Source organism: Paenibacillus massiliensis 2301065 = DSM 16942, assembly GCF_000377505.1.
GTDB classification, from domain to species: Bacteria; Bacillota; Bacilli; order Paenibacillales; family Paenibacillaceae; genus Paenibacillus; species Paenibacillus massiliensis.
Genome location: NZ_KB898192.1, coordinates 89,963 through 107,059, shown reverse-complemented (window position 1 = coordinate 107,059; position 17,097 = coordinate 89,963). Strand labels below are relative to the sequence as shown.

At 49.2% G+C, this 17,097-nt stretch carries 16 protein-coding genes; all 16 read left to right on the top strand.

What is annotated here, in order from left to right:
• Positions 1-156 precede the first annotated feature (156 nt).
• The 16 genes from panB (at position 157) to D328_RS30350 (ending at position 17,056) form a co-directional block, all read left to right on the top strand.
• Positions 157-1,041 carry a 3-methyl-2-oxobutanoate hydroxymethyltransferase gene (panB, locus tag D328_RS0116890; RefSeq protein ID WP_018886208.1) on the top strand — a complete coding sequence of 295 codons (885 nt, stop codon included), beginning with the start codon at positions 157-159 and terminating at the stop codon, positions 1,039-1,041.
• Positions 1,038-1,940: a pantoate--beta-alanine ligase gene (gene panC / locus D328_RS0116885; protein ID WP_018886207.1), complete on the top strand. Its 903-nt coding sequence runs from the start codon at positions 1,038-1,040 to the stop codon at positions 1,938-1,940. Before panB ends, panC begins: the two co-directional genes overlap by 4 nt.
• On the top strand, positions 1,933-2,316 hold the full coding sequence (gene panD, locus D328_RS0116880; RefSeq protein ID WP_018886206.1) for an aspartate 1-decarboxylase: 384 nt from the start codon (positions 1,933-1,935) through the stop codon (positions 2,314-2,316). Before panC ends, panD begins: the two co-directional genes overlap by 8 nt.
• A gap of 121 nt (positions 2,317-2,437) precedes the next feature.
• Complete coding sequence (locus D328_RS0116875) at positions 2,438-3,073, top strand: hypothetical protein (RefSeq protein WP_018886205.1); 636 nt, start codon at positions 2,438-2,440, stop codon at positions 3,071-3,073.
• 168 nt (positions 3,074-3,241) lie between these two features.
• Positions 3,242-6,103, top strand: coding sequence for an ATP-dependent DNA helicase DinG (dinG, locus tag D328_RS0116870; RefSeq protein WP_026281234.1), 2,862 nt, complete (start codon positions 3,242-3,244; stop codon positions 6,101-6,103).
• 58 nt (positions 6,104-6,161) lie between these two features.
• Entirely contained in the window at positions 6,162-6,815 is a 654-nt protein-coding gene (locus D328_RS0116865) for a redox-sensing transcriptional repressor Rex (RefSeq protein ID WP_018886203.1), read from the top strand.
• The gene (locus D328_RS0116860; RefSeq protein ID WP_018886202.1) at positions 6,802-8,103 is read left to right on the top strand and encodes an amidohydrolase; all 1,302 of its coding nucleotides are present in this window, start codon (positions 6,802-6,804) and stop codon (positions 8,101-8,103) included. Before D328_RS0116865 ends, D328_RS0116860 begins: the two co-directional genes overlap by 14 nt.
• A gap of 30 nt (positions 8,104-8,133) precedes the next feature.
• Positions 8,134-8,655 (top strand): cell wall elongation regulator TseB-like domain-containing protein, encoded by a 522-nt coding sequence (locus tag D328_RS0116855; RefSeq protein WP_018886201.1) that lies wholly within the window; start codon positions 8,134-8,136, stop codon positions 8,653-8,655.
• A gap of 516 nt (positions 8,656-9,171) precedes the next feature.
• Positions 9,172-9,699 (top strand): hypothetical protein, encoded by a 528-nt coding sequence (locus tag D328_RS0116850; RefSeq protein WP_018886200.1) that lies wholly within the window; start codon positions 9,172-9,174, stop codon positions 9,697-9,699.
• A complete protein-coding gene (locus D328_RS0116845; protein ID WP_018886199.1) occupies positions 9,692-11,194 on the top strand; it encodes an AAA family ATPase in 1,503 nt (500 codons plus the stop codon). The genes D328_RS0116850 and D328_RS0116845 overlap by 8 nt, the downstream gene beginning before the upstream one ends.
• Positions 11,195-11,331: 137 nt before the next feature.
• A complete protein-coding gene (locus D328_RS0116840) occupies positions 11,332-12,204 on the top strand; it encodes a 3-hydroxyacyl-CoA dehydrogenase family protein (protein WP_025677815.1) in 873 nt (290 codons plus the stop codon).
• On the top strand, positions 12,201-13,394 hold the full coding sequence (locus D328_RS0116835) for an acetate/propionate family kinase (RefSeq protein ID WP_018886197.1): 1,194 nt from the start codon (positions 12,201-12,203) through the stop codon (positions 13,392-13,394). Before D328_RS0116840 ends, D328_RS0116835 begins: the two co-directional genes overlap by 4 nt.
• A 160-nt stretch (positions 13,395-13,554) precedes the next feature.
• Positions 13,555-14,850: an asparagine--tRNA ligase gene (gene asnS, locus D328_RS0116830; RefSeq protein ID WP_018886196.1), complete on the top strand. Its 1,296-nt coding sequence runs from the start codon at positions 13,555-13,557 to the stop codon at positions 14,848-14,850.
• 3 nt (positions 14,851-14,853) lie between these two features.
• Positions 14,854-15,573 (top strand): DnaD domain protein, encoded by a 720-nt coding sequence (locus tag D328_RS0116825; RefSeq protein ID WP_018886195.1) that lies wholly within the window; start codon positions 14,854-14,856, stop codon positions 15,571-15,573.
• Positions 15,574-15,842: 269 nt separating this feature from the next.
• Positions 15,843-16,394, top strand: a complete 552-nt coding sequence (locus D328_RS0116820; protein ID WP_018886194.1) for an RNA polymerase sigma factor — start codon at positions 15,843-15,845, stop codon at positions 16,392-16,394.
• Positions 16,391-17,056, top strand: a complete 666-nt coding sequence (locus D328_RS30350) for a hypothetical protein (protein WP_018886193.1) — start codon at positions 16,391-16,393, stop codon at positions 17,054-17,056. Before D328_RS0116820 ends, D328_RS30350 begins: the two co-directional genes overlap by 4 nt.
• Positions 17,057-17,097 lie beyond the last annotated feature (41 nt).

Here is a 17,097-nt window from a genome sequence, read left to right as displayed (position 1 = left end):
CGTTGGATTCTGCTCTGAGCCGAACAGGACCGAGACAGAAGGGACGATCGCGAGTGACTCTTTTTTGGCTGTTCGGACCTTTGTGACGCGTTTTCATTACGTGTTGAAAGGTTTTTTTGCTTTGCCAAAAAAAGAACTGAAGGGAGCAACAAAACAATGGCAGCACAACCACTGAACATTGTGAAGATGAAAAAAATGAAGCAGGATGGAATTCCGCTGAGCATGATTACAGCCTATGATTATCCTTCCGCGAGGCTTGCGGAAGAGGCCGCTGTCGATATCATTCTCGTAGGTGACTCATTAGGGAATGTCGTGCTGGGCTACGATTCCACCATTCCGGTGACACTCGACGATATGGTCTACCATACGCGCGCTGTGGCACGTGGAGCTGAACATACATTTATTGTTGCGGATATGCCTTTTATGACCTATCACAGCGGTATAACAGAAGCGCTGCAGGGGATCCGCAGACTGATGCAGGAAGGACATGCCCATGCGGTCAAGCTGGAGGGCGGCGCGGAGATTGCGGACACGGTTCGTGCTACGGTCCAGGCAGGAGTCCCTGTGCTTGGGCATATCGGTCTGACACCACAGTCCGTGAATCAGATTGGCGGCTATCGTATTCAAGGCAAGGATGCTGCGGATGCTGAGCGTCTGATGCGAGATGCCAAGGCTCTGGAAGAGGCTGGTGCCTTCGGTATTGTACTGGAACTCGTAACCGAAGAAGTAGCGGCTGCCATTACATCAAAGTTGAAAATTCCGACCATTGGAATCGGTGCAGGCCGAGACTGTGACGGGCAGGTGCTTGTGTACCACGATGTCCTCAAATATACGTCCGATTATATGCCTAAGCGTTTCGTGAAGACTTACGGCGACATTGGCGAGCAGATCAAGCAAAGTATTGGGCAATATGTAAATGAAGTCAAAAATCGGAGCTTTCCAGCCAAGGAGCATGTATTTACGGCTGATGACAGCGTAGTTCAAGCACTCTACGGTAAAGTAGCGAGCGAGAAGACTCCAGAGAAGGTGACGAGCAAATGAGGATTGTGAAGGATGTACAGGAATTACGTCGTCTGCTAAGCGAGCTTCGCCGTCCTAACGGAGCAGTGCAAGAGCGCAGCGTAGGCTTCGTCCCTACTATGGGCTACCTGCATGAGGGGCATGCCAGCCTGATGAGAGCCGCCAAAGAGCAGTCGGATATTGTGGTGATCAGCATATTTGTGAATCCGATTCAGTTCGGGCCTAATGAAGACTTTGACAGCTACCCGCGGGATGAACAACGGGATGCTGCTCTTGCAGAGCGTGAAGGAGTGGATATCCTGTTCATGCCGACAGTAGATTCAATGTATCCGCAGCCTACACGGACGAAAATTCGTGTCAGTGGCCTGACGGACCGCCTCTGTGGGGCGTCCAGACCGGGGCATTTTGACGGTGTGACCACGGTGGTAGCTAAGCTGTTCAACATGGTACAGCCTGACAAAGCCTTCTTCGGCATGAAGGATGCGCAGCAGGTGGCCGTGCTCCAGCAAATGGTAATGGATCTTAATATGAATGTTACCATTATACCGTGCCCAATCGTTCGAGAGGGTGACGGACTGGCATTAAGCTCCAGAAACGTCTATCTGAGTGCAGAGGAGCGTTCTCAAGCATTATCACTATTCAAAGCGCTACGAGCCGCTCAGGAGGCTGTGACGGAGCATGAGGCATCGACAGTCGGGGAGCTTGATGCTATTCTGCGCCAGACGATTAACCAATCGCCACTAGCGCGGATTGATTATGTTGAAATTTTGACCTTCCCGTCTCTTCAACCACTGGAGCTAACGCAGCAATTGGAGCAAATTGAGGAAGATGTCATCATGGCACTTGCAGTACATTTTGGCCGTACTCGCCTGATTGACAATATGAGATTACAAAAAGCGGAGGTTCTGTCCCATGTATAGAACGATGATGAAGTCCAAGATTCATCGGGCAACGGTCACGGAAGCCAATCTGAATTATGTTGGTAGCATAACCATAGATGAAACGCTGATGGAGCAGGCTGATCTGCTGGAGAACGAGAAGGTCCAGATTGTGAACAACAATAACGGTGCCAGATTAGAGACTTACGTCATTCGTGGTCCCAAGGACAGCGGCGTCATCTGCCTGAATGGTGCAGCAGCTCGATTGGTTCAGCCTGGAGATAATGTCATTATTATATCTTATGCCAGTATGAGCAATGAAGAAGCCAAATCATACCAACCAACGGTAGTATTCGTTGATGATAAGAACCGTGCTGTACAGACCATGCATGAGGAAGTGCACGCTACCATCATGTAACAGCAGAGGGGCGGATGAAACGAGGGCTTTGAGCGAAAAATGTGAGTACACGTCGCCGATCTGCATCTGGTCACCTTACGACGTGAATTCCATCATCTTGTGAAGGGTGGCGTGCATAGGTATGTTCAAGCATGTATTCGCAGAGATGAACGACATGTTAGATGAAATCGTGAAATATTACCCTTCTGCCCAAGGCCCTCGAAAGGAAGAATTGATGTATAAATGGGGGCTGCTGCGTCGGATGAGCGACTCCATGATTGATCAATGGCTAGCATTTGAAGAGAAGATGAGTGATATGCGTGCAGTACAGCAGCAGAACAACGCTGATCCTGTACATTCGGATGAGGATGCCTATCCAGAGCTAACGCTTGATGCGTGTACTCGTGGCATCGGATATTTCCGTCTGACGATGTACAGGGAGGCAGCGGAGCAATTTGGACAGGTGCTTGCTGTATACCCACAAAGTCTGATGGCACATATGTACAGAGCTATATCTAATTTGTATAACGACTATTTCCAGGAGGCTGCTAGTGGGCTTCGTCAGGCGTTGGAGCTTACCAGCGATGCAAAGACAAAGGCTGTACTTTATAACGCACTCGGCTGTGCAGAGACCAAGAGCTCCAATGTCGAGGCAGCACTGCAATACTTCAAACTGGCCTTAAATTATGATCCTTCTCTGCAAGAGGCGCTTCAGAATATGGAAGCATGCCGAACCAACTCCGATCATTTACGCTTTGGCGAACCTTTCCATGCCTGATTTTCTTGAATCTGAACCATTAAGGGCGATGCCTTGCATCGCTCTATTTTGTTGTTGCCTGTTCAATAGCTCAAACTTTTGGTATGCTTATCGAACCATAGTCCATTCCGATGTATACTAATTATGGGTGGAAAGAAAATTCATTTGATGGAAGGGATTAAGGTTGAAATGAAATTTGCAGTATTGGATTTTGAGACGACAGGAACCCAGTCCACGGATGATATCATTCAAGTCGGGCTTGCTATTATAGATCATGATTTAAGCATCTCCCAAATATACGGTTCTTATGTAAATCCGGGAAAGCCGATTCCACCATTCATTACGGGCTTAACTGGCATCACAGATGAAGATGTAGCCAATGCCCCGCAGCTTGAAGATATGATGGTTGAGCTGGTTCCATTATTAAATGATACGGTGCTGGTCGGGCACAATGTGGCCTTTGACTTCAATTTTTTACAAAGTGCTCTTGATCGCTGTGGCTATTTGCCTTACCAAGGACGTATTCTGGATACAATGGATTTCCTGAAGATCTTCTTTCCGTCATTGGGCTCGTATCAGTTGGGGTATGTATCCTCGGAATTTGGTCTCGTGCATGACAGGCCACATCAGGCCGACAGTGATGCGCAGGCAACCGCCGAGGTATTCATCAAGTGTCTAGAGGATCTGCAGGCGCTGCCGCTCATTACGATTCAGCGACTGTGCGAGCTGTTCCAAAATGAGGACAGTGATCTTAGCTGGTTTTTTGAAGGTGTACGTGAACAGCGTGAACGCGAGACAGATCAGGATCTGAACGGTTATAGCTTCTATCGTCAGCTCGCGCTCAAGATTGAGGACTGGACAGACATAACAACACCTAGAGACCCTGAGGAAGCTAGTCCACTCAGCGGTGTGACTTTTGAGGAATTTCTTGAAGGCGTGCAGGAGCGTATGCGGTCTACCTTGAAGCAATATGAGGAGAGAGAAGCGCAGAACCAGATGTTCGCTACTGTGATGGAGGCTCTTCAGAAGGATAAGCATTTGTTGATTGAGGCAGGTACAGGTACGGGGAAATCTCTCGGTTATCTTCTGCCAGCCTTGTATCAGAGTGTGAAGACAGGCCAGAAGGTGACTGTTAGTACGCATACGATCAACTTGCAGGAGCAGCTTCGTGAGCGTGATATTCCCTTGCTGACACAGGTTATGGACTTTCCGTTCCGGGCTGCGATATTCAAAGGACGTGGACATTATTTGTGTCTGCGGAAGTTTGAACATAAAATAAATAAGAGAGAGTTCGCGACACCCAAGGAGGACCTGATCACAGCTGCACAGATGATTGTCTGGCTCACGATGACGGAGACCGGCGATGATGAAGAGCTGAACCTTAGCAGTCGAGGAGGGGACTTCTGGGAGACGGTAGCAAGTGATTCGGATTCCTGTCTTGGCCGATCCTGTCCTTGGTTTCGTAAATGCTTCTACCATCGTGCTCGCCACGAAGCAGGTACAGCAGATGTCATCGTAACGAACCACTCCAAGCTCTTCACGGATGTGAAGGCCAGTCATCAGTTGTTGCCCAGCTATGAGCATCTGATCATTGATGAAGCGCACCATTTGGAAGAGGTAGCAGGCAAGCACCTGGGACTTCATATGAAATATTTCACATTTATTCATCCGTTGACCCGACTATTCAAGGATAGTAAGACAGGTCAATTGCCAGCGCTACGGCAAATGCTGAATCAATCCGGTATGGAACAGGCCACTGGCTGGTCTTCCACGATTGACAGCATGTATGGTGAGGCTGTGGAGGCGAAGGAAGCATGGGATAAGCTGAGCGAGATGCTATTCGCAATGCTGCCTGAGCGCTCGGATGCCTCGCCGGGAGAGAGTGGGCAATTCTCGGCACGCCTGAAGCCATCTGACAAGCCCAAGGGCTGGTCAGATGCTGGGGCACTGGAGCAGCAGATCTATTTGATCCTCGGCGAGCTCATTCGTCAAGGAGACAGGCTGCTACAGGAAGTGGAGGATGAGCTGGAGGATTTCGGCACAGAGAGCCTCATGATTGATCTGAAGGGACTGTTCAAGGATCTGGCTGGCTTCCGTGAGAATCTACGCTTCTTCATGAAAATGGAGGATGAGACTACGGTATACTGGCTGGAGGCAAGTGGTCAGTTCCGCAGTAAATCCCTGCAATTTTATGCAGTTCCGGTGGATGTTAGTCGTCAGCTGAAGGAGATGTTTTTTGATAAGAAGAGCAGTGTGGTATTAACTTCTGCGACACTCTCGGTCGACAAATCCTTTCAGTACATGATAGACCAATTAGGGCTACAGGAAGCGGCTGACACCGGCAGGCTTCTTACGTCGATGCTGCCATCTCCTTTCAATTACAGAGAGCAGGCACTTCTCGTCATCCCACGGGATTTCCCAAGTGTCAAGGGTAGCATCGGTGATGAGTTGTTCGTAAGTACGCTGGTGCAGTCCCTGAGTAAGGCAGCTCAGGCAACCAAAGGAAGAATGCTTGTGCTGTTCACTTCTTATCGTATGCTTCGGCAGGTGCATGAGCCGCTCAAAGAATCGCTGGCAGCCAGTGACATTACGGTGCTCGGTCAGGGTGTGGACAGTGGAAGCCGTTCGAGGTTAACTCGCAGATTTCAGGAGGCCAAGTCGGCCGTATTGCTAGGTACAAGCAGCTTCTGGGAAGGGGTCGATATTCCTGGGGATGCACTGACCTGCCTTGCCATCGTTCGTCTGCCATTCCAGCCGCCCAATCAGCCGTTATTGGAGGCCAAGAGTGAGCTGCTGCGTCAGCAGAACAAGAATCCATTCATGCAGCTATCCGTGCCGCAGGCTGTCATACGGTTCAAGCAGGGCTTTGGTCGTCTGGTCAGGACGGGACAGGATCGCGGCGTGGTCATTCTCTATGATACGCGAGTGCTGGAGTCATATTACGGGAAGCATTTCCTGTATTCACTTCCAGGACCCAAGATGGAGCATATGCCAACTACGCAGATGGTTCCGCGAATCGCGGATTGGCTTCATGAGCCGGTACAAGGATAAATTTTGTTCAAATTAGAATTTAAAGTTATACAGACCGTTGTGACTAGGAGGAGCAAGTATGAAATCGGATAAAATCTCGGAAGCCGTCGTTCGTAGGCTCCCTGTTTACCTAAGATATTTGAATGAGCTGCAAAAGCGTGAAATCTCTACGGTGTCCTCGCAGGAACTGGGCCAGAAGCTGGATCTGAATCCGGCCCAGATCCGCAAGGATCTTGCGTATTTTGGTGACTTTGGACGAAAGGGCATTGGCTATGATGTCACCTATCTGATTGAGATTATTCGTCATATACTCAAAATCGATCAGCAGATTAACGTGGCTTTGGTTGGGGCAGGTAATCTCGGGCAAGCGTTGTCCAACTATAATGCATATCTGAAGGACAATATGAAGATTGTAGCCGTATTCGATGCTCTACCTACCAAGGTTGGAACGAAGATTAACACGCTGCAGGTGCAGCCTATGGAAGAGCTGAAGGAGACGGTTGAGCGGCTAAATATCCGAATCGGGATTATTACTGTGCCGGATTTTGAAGCACAGCGTGTTGCTGATCTGATGATTGACAGCGGCATCGAAGCTATCCTGAACTTTGCACCTACGATCCTCAAGGCTCCACGGCACATTCGTATTCACGCGACAGATTTTACGACAGATTTGCTGAGCCTGGCTTATTATTTGGAGGATGGAAAGGAAGAGAAGGAACATGACAAGCAATAAATGGATGATCAAAAACGGACATTTTGCAGTTAACGGGCAAGATGCTGGTGTCATTGAAGGCTGTATGATTATAGAGGATAGCCGAATTACATATATCGGACCCACCATCCCCGATGGAGAAGAGAATACTCCTGTTGTCGATGGCAAAGGCCTGCTGTTCCTTCCTGGACTTGTGAATACACATGGTCATGCGGCTATGTCGTTGCTGCGTGGCTATGGAGATGATATGGTGCTACAACAATGGCTGCAGGAAAAAATGTGGCCCATGGAGGGGAAATTCACCTCTACGGATGTATATTGGGGTACTTCCCTGTCGGTGCTTGAGATGCTTAAGGGAGGTACGACGACATTCCTGGACATGTATGATCACATGGATGAGGTCGCCAAAGTCGCTGAGCAGTCCGGTATTCGTGCCTGTCTGATGCGTGGAGCCATCGGTCTGTGTTCAGAGGAAGAGCAGCGGATGAAGCTTAATGAAGCCGTTGCTTTTGCAAAGAATTGGCATGGCAAGGCGGACGGACGCATTACAACGATGATGTCTCCGCACTCTCCTTATACATGTCCACCAGCCTTCATCGAGCAGTTCGTTCAGGCTGCTCATGATCTGAACCTTCCGCTCCATACACACATGTCAGAGACGCTCGCAGAAGTAGAGCAGAATGTAAGAGAGTATGGTGCACGTCCAGTAGAGCATCTTCAGAAGCTTGGTTTCTTCTCCAGACCATCGCTGGTCGCCCATGCTGTTCATTTGAACGACGAGGAGATTCAGGTGCTTGCACAGTATGACGTGGGTGTGTCTCACAATCCAGGCAGCAACCTGAAGCTGGCAAGCGGTGTAGCCAGAGTGCCAGATCTACTTCGTGCAGGCGTCAAGGTGTCCTTGGGCACGGACGGACCAGCCAGCAATAACAATCTGGATATGTTCGAGGAAATGCGTCTGGCTGCGCTTATTCATAAAGGTGTGTCTGGCGATCCTACAGCCGTACCGGCAGCTGAGGCGTTGCGGATGACGACAGAGTACGGTGCAGTTTCGATTGGGCTGAAGGAAGTAGGAGTCTTGGCAGCGGGCAACAAGGCAGACTTTATTGCGCTGGACATGGATCAGCCACATTTCCTGCCTCGTACGGATCTCATCTCGCATGCTGTCTATTCTGCGAGTGCCAAGGACGTTGTGCATGTGTGGGTAGATGGCAAGCAAGTGCTTAAGGATGGAAGCTGCCTCACACTGGATGAGGAGCGAATTCGTTATGAAGCCCAGGCAGCATTCGAGGGGCTGCTGGCGCGCTAATCTATTTTTTATCCGGAAAGGAAGTTCGGGTTGAAGAACAAGAGGAAATGGCTCACAGGCATCATTCTGGTCCTGCTGTGGCTGTTCGCAGGCATCTATGCTTATTACTCCTATGTTACACAGGACCAGCGTGTCGAGCGCAATGCAGCAGTGGAGAAGGCACGGCAGGATGCGAAGATCGTGTCAGTAAATGCTTCATGGAAATCCGTATGGGATTCGGTGTATTGGACCGTTGAGGGCACGAATGCCGACAGTCAGCAGGTGATGGTATGGGTTCCATTCGAGCCGGTGGAGAACGCACCTGATACGGTAAAACAGGATGCTTCCGTCCATACCGAGCTATTGAATGAGGGTATAAATGAGGATCAAATGCGGGCGCGGATCGAGAGTGATCTGCCGAATGTGGATATCATTAGCCTCCGGCCTGGCGTGTACGACAATCAGTATGTATGGCAACTCATGTATCAGGAGAACGACCGTTATCGCTATCGTTTTTATCGTTTTCAGGATGGAACTGAAGTGAGCCAGGGGTATACGCTTCCAGGGAAATAGCTGAGTGAGTAGACGTTCTCAAGCATGTGGAAATGGTATTATTTGGCATTTGACGAATGCGTTAGCTGGATCACATAAGGTCACTTTAGTCAAAATCAAGAGTTGTTTTGGAAAATCTTAGGATTTTCTGGGACAGCTCTTTTTTTGTTGGCTCCATTTTAAGAGATTCATATTTAAATTTTGAAAAATAGACATACTTTGCTTTTAGCTAATTGATATATCATGTGATATACTCTAGTATATACTGATGCTGCACTTGTTTGAGAGGCAAGGAGTTATGATTGCTTGTTGCTTATTGTTATGCGTTGTTATCAGAACTTGAAAATCACAGTCGGAGATCTGTAAATAGAAGAGTCTATAGGATGTGCTTGGAAGATACCGATCGAAGAGGAGTGGTCGTATCGCTGGCATAGTCTATTGTTGTGTGCAGACCATGTGTAAAGATGCAGAGTCGTCCAGCCATACTGTATACTTAGTAGAAATGAATCTTGTATTACCTGAGAGGAGGACGTTAATTTGAAACTGCGCATTGTACCTATAGCGCTGGCAGCAGTTCTATCCGCTTCCGTATTATTCGGTGGCTGGTTCCTGTATCGCCAGGTAGCTGTGCACCAACCACTACAGAAGATTGTTACCCAATACCCTGGTGTAACAAGTGCTCAAGTAGATATTAACCAATCCGAGGTCACCTTGAAACTTGATCTTGAACCTGACACAGATGTTCGTGGACTGGTTCAGGCTGTGAAGGAGGACGGCAGCTCTGTACTCGGGAGCAAGCGACTGAAGCTGGACATTAAGGATCATTCGGACCAGGAGCTGGACAAGCTGTGGTCTCAAGCGATGTTTCCTATTGCAGAAGCTATGGATAGCAAGAGATATACGGACATTCCTGCAACCATTAACGGATTGCAGCAGGGAGAGATCAAGGCTGATACCAATATGGATGATGCGAACGTCTATATTCGTCTTCAAAATGGTGAAGCCAGCAAATATATCATTTTACCTCGTGAATCGCAGAAGATAGGGGTGTGGCCGAATGCCTAGATGGGTGAAGGAGACGTTGATTGGTACCGTTCCCGTAGTGCTTATATTTCTGATTTTCATCGGAATTAATATATTCCCTCTGCTCCTGGCAGGAGCGCTCGTTGGAGGATTGCTATTGATGCTTCACATGCGTGGAGGGATTGCTGTAGGAGCTGCTCAGGATAAGAAACGCAAGCAAGCTGGTCCTGCGAAGCTGACCTTCGAGGAGATCGGTGGTCAGGAGAGCGCCAAGCAGGAGCTTCGCGAGGCGCTGGATTTTCTGGTGCGTCATGAGGAAATATCCCGCTTCGGCATTCGTCCACTTAAAGGGATATTGCTGACGGGGCCTCCGGGAACAGGGAAGACGCTGATGGCCAAGGCTGCAGCACAGTATACGAACTCTGTGTTTGTCGCGGCTTCTGGTAGTGAATTTGTTGAGATGTATGTCGGTGTCGGTGCTGGCCGGATTCGGGATCTATTCCGCGAAGCACGCAACCGTGCCGCCAAAGACAAGAAGGACAGCGCCATTATCTTCATTGACGAGATTGATGTTATTGGAGGCAAGCGTGAGGGTGGTCAGCAAAGGGAGTACGATCAGACGTTGAACCAGCTTCTTACGGAAATGGATGGGATTTATTCCTCTGAGACGCCGCGGATCTTGCTTATAGCTGCTACGAACCGCAAGGAAATGCTGGACAGTGCCCTGCTGAGACCTGGTCGTTTCGACCGTCATATTCAGGTGGATCTACCTGACAAGAAGGGCAGACAGCATATTCTGGAGCTGCATGCGAAGAACAAGCCAATCAAGGAGAATGTGGATCTCAGCAGAATTGCAGAGGAGGCCTACGGCTTCTCCGGTGCGCAGCTGGAAAGTGTTATGAACGAGGCGGCGATCTATGCGATGCGGCAAAATGAGGCGGTCATTGACCAGCAGCATTTGTCCATGGCGATTGACAAGGTTATGATGGGTGAGAAAACAGACCGTGAATCGACCGCAGAGGAGAAGAAGCGGGTTGCTATCCATGAGCTGGGCCACGCAATTATGGCCGAGATTGTACGTCCCGGCAGCGTGAAGCAGGTGGCGCTGAGTCCACGTGGTAAGGCCTTGGGATATGTCCGTCATAATCCGCAGCAGGAGCATTACCTTTACACAAAGGCATTTCTGGAGGAGCAGATTATGATCTCGCTGGCTGGAGCAGCGGCGGAGGAGATGTACTATGGTGGTCGTAGCACAGGCTCCAGCAATGACTTTGAGCAAGCGATCCAGATCGTTCAGACGATGATGACCTCAGGACTGACTTCGTTAGGGATTATAAATATGGAAATGATGACCAAGCAGGAGCTCATGCGTGAGAATAGTGAAATTCTGAACGCTCTTCATACAAGAACATTGGAGCTACTGGAACAGCATCGGCCAATATTCGACAATTCTCTTGACATTCTGATGCGTGAAGAAGTTCTCAATGGGGAGCAATTCAGATGTCAATTTCGTGAAAATGCCCTTCTACCAGCATAATTTTTTTATGCTGGTTATTTTTTTTTACTTTTGTTCCGTGCTAAGATATTATTATCTATTGGGTCTTACAAATGTATTTTTCGACATGGAAGGATACAATATACGATATAGGCCTTGAAAGGATGGAGCAGAAGACCATGCAATTTAAAAAAATCGGCGTCATTGGTGGCGGTACTATGGGTCAAGGCATTTCCGAAATGCTGGCAGCCAAAGGTATTGATGTATTGCTGCTTGAGAAAACTACAGAGCGACTGGAACATGCCTACAGCATGATTGAGACAAGTCTGGACAAGCAACTGGAGAAGTGGGCAATTACCCAGGCGGAGAAGAAGCTGATTCTGTCCCGCATTCAAAAGATTACACATCTGGCTGAACTGAGCAGCTGTGATATGGTTATTGAGACCATTACAGAGGATCTGGAAGCCAAGAAGGTCGTCTTCAAGGAGCTGGACCATGTATGTCCTAGTCACATCATCCTGGCAAGTAACACTTCTACGCTGAGCTTGACTGAGCTTGCAAGTGTAACGGAATATCCAGAACGCGTTATTGGCATGCACTTTATATATCCTGTATCCCGCATTGATCTGGTTGAGATTATCCGTGGTCTGAAGACTTCGGACGGGATTTTTGAACATACGAAGTATTTCGTTGAGACATTGCTTGAGAAAAACGGCGTCATGGTATATGAATCTCCGGGGTTTGTAACCAGCCGGATTATTTGCTTGCTTATTAACGAAGCAACTCATGTCCTGCAAGAGGGCGTTGCCTCTGCTCAGGATATTGATGACGCAATGCGCATCGGCTACAGCTTCCAACACGGTCCACTGGAGATGGCAGACCGCTTCGGTCTTGATTCCGTACTTGCAGCATTGGAGCGTATGTTCCGTGAATTCGGCGAGCTGAAGTACAGACCTTCCGTCGTACTCAAGAAGATGGTGAGAGCTGGAAATCTGGGTGTTAAGACAGGAGAAGGCTTCTTCAAGTATGACAAGGATGGTGACCGGATATGAAAATTCTAGTAATCAATGCAGGTAGCTCCTCACTTAAATATCAATTGTACGACATGACAGATGAATCCGTATTGGCGAAAGGTCTGGTTGAGCGGATCGGTATGGATTCTTCTATTCTGACACATAAGCCGACTGGCAAAAATGAACTTACTGAGGTCAGTGAGATTCTGGAGCATACGACTGCAATCCGTAAGGTACTGCACGCACTCACTAGTGAAGAGTATGGCGTAATCGCTAGTATTGATGAGATCGATGCGGTCGGCCATCGTGTAGTGCATGGTGGAGAGGCATTTAAGGAGTCTGCTCTCGTGACAGATGAGGCGAAGAAGGAGATCCGTCGTCTGTTCGACTTGGCTCCACTGCACAATCCGCCATCCATGCTGGGAATCAACGCTGCAGAGTCGAATATGCCAGGTATTCCACAGGTGGTTGTATTTGATACAGCCTTCCATCAGACGATGCCTGAGAAAGCCTATATGTACGCGATCCCAAGAGTGTTGTACAATAAATACAAGGTGCGCCGTTATGGAGCACACGGAACATCCCATGACTACGTGAGCAAGGAAGCGGCTAAGTTCATCGGTCGTCCGCTTGAGGATCTGAAGATCATCACTTGCCACATCGGTAATGGAGCAAGTATTACAGCAGTTAAAGGCGGGGATTCCGTCGATACCTCTATGGGTATGACTCCGCTTGAAGGTCTGATGATGGGTACACGTAGTGGTGACCTGGACCCTGCGATCGTTCCTTATGTCATGAATAAGGAAGAGTTGACAGTCAATGAAGTGAACTCCATGCTGAATAAGCATAGCGGATTGCTTGCCATCTCCGGAATCAGCAGTGACATGCGTGAGATCACGGATGGCGTAGAGAAGGGCGACGCGAACTCCATTTTGGCATTTGACATGTATACGTACCGCGTACGCAAATACATCGGTTCCTATGCAGCAGCTATGAACGGCGTTGATGTCATCGTGTTCACAGCGGGTGTCGGGGAGAACTCTGCTATACTTCGTAAGAGAGTGCTGGAGGAGCTTACCTTCCTGGGTATTGAACTCGATGAATCCCTGAACAACATTCGCTCCGGAGAGCCACGCCGTATTACCACAGCGAACTCCAAGATCGAGGTGCTGGTCGTGCCTACGAATGAAGAGTTGGTTATCGCACGTGATACATTCCGTCTGGTATAGGAAATATACGGTATACGAAGCATGAAGATCAAGTGGCTCCTGTCCTTGTCAACGGGCAGGGCTGCTTTTCAAGAAAACCTACCTCTTTCACGCAGTCTGTCTTCCTTGGAAAGGCTGCGAGAGAGGTTTTCTTATTTTCGGTTATGAGGAGAGATAGACAATGACGTTAAAGAGTACAATTTCGGAAGTGGGCCGTCATGTAGGCGAGACGGTACGCGTTGGTGCATGGGTACATAACAAGCGCTCCAGCGGCAAAATTCAATTTTTGCAGCTTCGTGACGGAAGCGGCTACATTCAAGGTGTAGTTGTGAAGAGCGAAGTGCCTGAGCAGGTATGGGATGATGCCAAACGCTTGACCCAAGAGAGCTCCTTGTATGTGACAGGTATTATTCGCGAAGAGCCACGTAGCAAATCCGGCTACGAGATGACGGTTACAGGCGTTGAGATCATTCATATTACAGAGGATTATCCAATTACACCGAAGGAGCACGGTGTAGACTTCCTCATGGACCACAGACATCTGTGGCTGCGTGCGCCGAAGCAGCGCGCGATCATGATCATCCGTGCAGAGATTATCCGGGCTGTGCAGCAGTTCTTTGACGGTAATGGATTCACGAAGGTGGACCCACCAATTCTTACTCCGTCTTCTGCAGAGGGAACGACAGAGCTGTTCCATATTAAATACTTTGATGAAGATGCATTCCTGACACAAAGTGGCCAGCTGTACATGGAGGCTGCAGCCATGGCACTGGGTAAGGTCTACTCCTTCGGTCCGACCTTCCGTGCTGAGAAATCCAAGACACGTCGCCACCTGATTGAATTCTGGATGATTGAGCCAGAGATGGCCTTCGTTGGGCTTGAAGAAAGCCTGGAAATCCAGGAGCAATTCGTAAGTCATGTCGTTCAGTCGGTACTCAAGAATTGTCGTCCTGAGCTTGAGACCCTGGGACGTGATATCTCCAAGCTGGAGAATATCCAAGGTGAATTCCCGCGCATTACTTATGATGAGGCTATTGAATTCCTGCAAGGACAAGGCTTTGATATTCCTTGGGGTGAAGACTTTGGTGCTCCGCATGAGACAGCCATTGCCGAGAAATACGACAAGCCGGTATTCATTACCCATTATCCGGCTGCGATCAAGGCCTTCTACATGAAGCCTGATCCGAATCGTCCAGAAGTCGTGCTGTGTGCCGATATGATCGCTCCAGAGGGCTATGGCGAGATTATTGGTGGTTCCCAGCGCATAGATGATCCGAAGCTGATGGATGAGCGTTTTGCCGAGCATAATCTTGCACGCGAAGCTTACCAATGGTACATGGATCTGCGTACTTATGGTACGGTGCCGCATTCGGGCTTCGGCTTGGGTCTGGAACGGACAGTAGCTTGGATCTGCGGTCTGGAGCATGTGCGTGAGACGATTGCCTTCCCGCGGATGCTATACCGCCTGTACCCATAATTGATGATGAACTATGGACCGCACGGACAACAGGATAAGCAGTCTGCATGGGTAGAAGGCGCAGCGCTCGTGCTGGAGGACGGAACGGTTCAGATTCCCCATGCACTATTGCGCTACTACCGTAGCCTGCGTCTACTGGATACGGAGGCCATGCTGCTGCTACAGCTGATGGCCTTCCGCCAGCAGGAGCATAATGAGTTCCCGACACTCGACGAGCTTCAGAGTCGTATGGGATTAACGGCTGACGGGATTGGTAAGCTGCTGCAGAAGCTGATCCACGAAGGCTGGATTAGCATTGATAGCGTGGCTTATGAAGGCTCAGACGTACAATATGAGCGTTATAACCTGGCAGGGGTATACCATAAGCTTGCTACCTATCTCTACAACGAACAGCAGCGTAAGAGACCTACAAAGGACTCAACCGAGCTTGATGACCTGTTTACAGCGGGTGCACACGAAGGTGAACGTAATCTGTTCACGATTTTCGAGAAGGAGTTCGGCCGACCACTGTCTCCGATGGAATACGAGACTATTGGCGGTTGGATAGATCATGATCAATATCCTGAAGAGCTGATTTTGCTGGCATTGAAGGAGGCGGTCTTTACTGGTAAAGTACATTTCCGCTACATTGATCGCATTCTGCTCGAATGGAATCGCAATCGAATTCGTACACCGGAGGATGCCAAGGCCTATGCCCAGAAGTTCAGAGGCGGAGGTCGATGAGGCATCAGAGGCTAGTGCTGATCTAGAAAAACGCCTATCGGACGTATGTTCACAAAAGACATACCGTGTGTAGCTGAAGTCTTTCGTGCGATAGTCGAATGGATCAGCTCCGCTGAAAATTTATAATAGTACTATGATCTAAAATAAGCTTACAGGCCGACCGGTATTCCACGAAGGAATGTCTGGTCGGTCTTTTTTTAACAAAAATCATACATAATGCAGGGGTACACGCATCGGGGAGCGTCTATCTATATGGGAAGGGGGAGAGGATGATTGAAGTAGAAGATATGATTGACCGGATTCGTGAAGGGGACCGTACGGCCTTCAGGGAACTGGTGCATCATTTTAGCAGACATGTGTACCATGTGACCTATTCCGTGCTGCATGATGAGAAGGAAGCCGAGGATGCAGCTCAGGACGTATTTGTCCAAGTCTTTGTCTCTCTCTCCCAATACCGAGACGAAGGCTTCAAGACTTGGCTTACCCGCATCGCCGTGCGCAAGGCAATTGATACCAAGCGCAAACGAAATCGCAGACCTGCGGAGTTAATGGACCCTCTGGAAGGCTGGGATCAGCTCCTTACGGATGACGAAGACATTCTAGCGACAGTGCTCCAGAAGGAGAGAACGGCTGAATTCGCAGCAAGGATTGCAGCCTTGCCCAGACAGCATAAGGAGATTATCACGGCGTTCTACATAGAGGGCAAGAGTTATGAACAGATGGCCAAGGAGATGCAGGTTGCCACAAAGACGATAGAATCACGATTATACAGGGCCAGACAGTGGATACGTGCGAACTGGACAGAGGAGGAGTGGGCATGAGCGATCAACACAAGACATCGGAAGACGACTGGAAAAGCTATATTCAGGGGCAAGCATCAGCGGAGGAGGAAGATCGTCTCGAGAGCATGCTCATGGATCAGGAAGAAGTGGTGACAGCCTACCTGAGGCAGCTAGAGCAGGAGCAGAAAGCGGATGTCCTGCCAGAGTTGGGCGATATCACCGCCTTTGCGGATCGAATAATGGCTAGCTTACCAGCTACCACGGACATGGTGGGAACTAAGGGTACTGGGTACCTCCCTGAGACTCTTCCCCATGTTGAAAAAGCGTCCACGGCTATCGGACTGGTCCAAGCTGCAGTACTGGACGAAACTACTGGTATGGCCGACAAGTACGAATTTATGACGGTTCAAAAGCAGGCTAAGGCTATTGAGACCACGAAGACCACCGAGATCACTGAGACGAGTAAGATCACTGAGGTCATCCCGCGTCACGAAAGGGTGAAGCGCTGGTATCACCGAAAATGGGCTCATTACGCCATCGCAGCCAGTATTACACTGATATGCTCCTACACCGGGGCCTTTGATCAGCTTTCCCCCGCAGAGTCACTGCGCGCACAGTCTGATTTTCACACTGCTGAATCGGTTAGTGAAGAAGTCATGATGGCTGCGACAGGCTGGCTGGACCGCGTGCAGGGTCGTTAAAAGATACCCCCGAATCTTAGTAAATGCTGGGATAAGAGGAT

Excerpts from the sequence above, each read along its gene's own strand:
- dinG (WP_026281234.1), top strand. The coding sequence starts at position 3,242 with ATGAAATTTGCAGTATTGGATTTTGAGACGACAGGAACCCAGTCCACG.
- D328_RS0116865 (WP_018886203.1), top strand. The coding sequence starts at position 6,162 with ATGAAATCGGATAAAATCTCGGAAGCCGTCGTTCGTAGGCTCCCTGTT.
- panB (WP_018886208.1), top strand. The coding sequence starts at position 157 with ATGGCAGCACAACCACTGAACATTGTGAAGATGAAAAAAATGAAGCAG.
- D328_RS30350 (WP_018886193.1), top strand. The coding sequence starts at position 16,391 with ATGAGCGATCAACACAAGACATCGGAAGACGACTGGAAAAGCTATATT.
- D328_RS0116835 (WP_018886197.1), top strand. The coding sequence starts at position 12,201 with ATGAAAATTCTAGTAATCAATGCAGGTAGCTCCTCACTTAAATATCAA.
- asnS (WP_018886196.1), top strand. The coding sequence starts at position 13,555 with ATGACGTTAAAGAGTACAATTTCGGAAGTGGGCCGTCATGTAGGCGAG.
- D328_RS0116820 (WP_018886194.1), top strand. The coding sequence starts at position 15,843 with ATGATTGAAGTAGAAGATATGATTGACCGGATTCGTGAAGGGGACCGT.
- D328_RS0116840 (WP_025677815.1), top strand. The coding sequence starts at position 11,332 with ATGCAATTTAAAAAAATCGGCGTCATTGGTGGCGGTACTATGGGTCAA.
- D328_RS0116845 (WP_018886199.1), top strand. The coding sequence starts at position 9,692 with ATGCCTAGATGGGTGAAGGAGACGTTGATTGGTACCGTTCCCGTAGTG.
- panD (WP_018886206.1), top strand. The coding sequence starts at position 1,933 with ATGTATAGAACGATGATGAAGTCCAAGATTCATCGGGCAACGGTCACG.
- D328_RS0116825 (WP_018886195.1), top strand. The coding sequence starts at position 14,854 with ATGATGAACTATGGACCGCACGGACAACAGGATAAGCAGTCTGCATGG.
- D328_RS0116875 (WP_018886205.1), top strand. The coding sequence starts at position 2,438 with ATGTTCAAGCATGTATTCGCAGAGATGAACGACATGTTAGATGAAATC.
- D328_RS0116860 (WP_018886202.1), top strand. The coding sequence starts at position 6,802 with ATGACAAGCAATAAATGGATGATCAAAAACGGACATTTTGCAGTTAAC.
- panC (WP_018886207.1), top strand. The coding sequence starts at position 1,038 with ATGAGGATTGTGAAGGATGTACAGGAATTACGTCGTCTGCTAAGCGAG.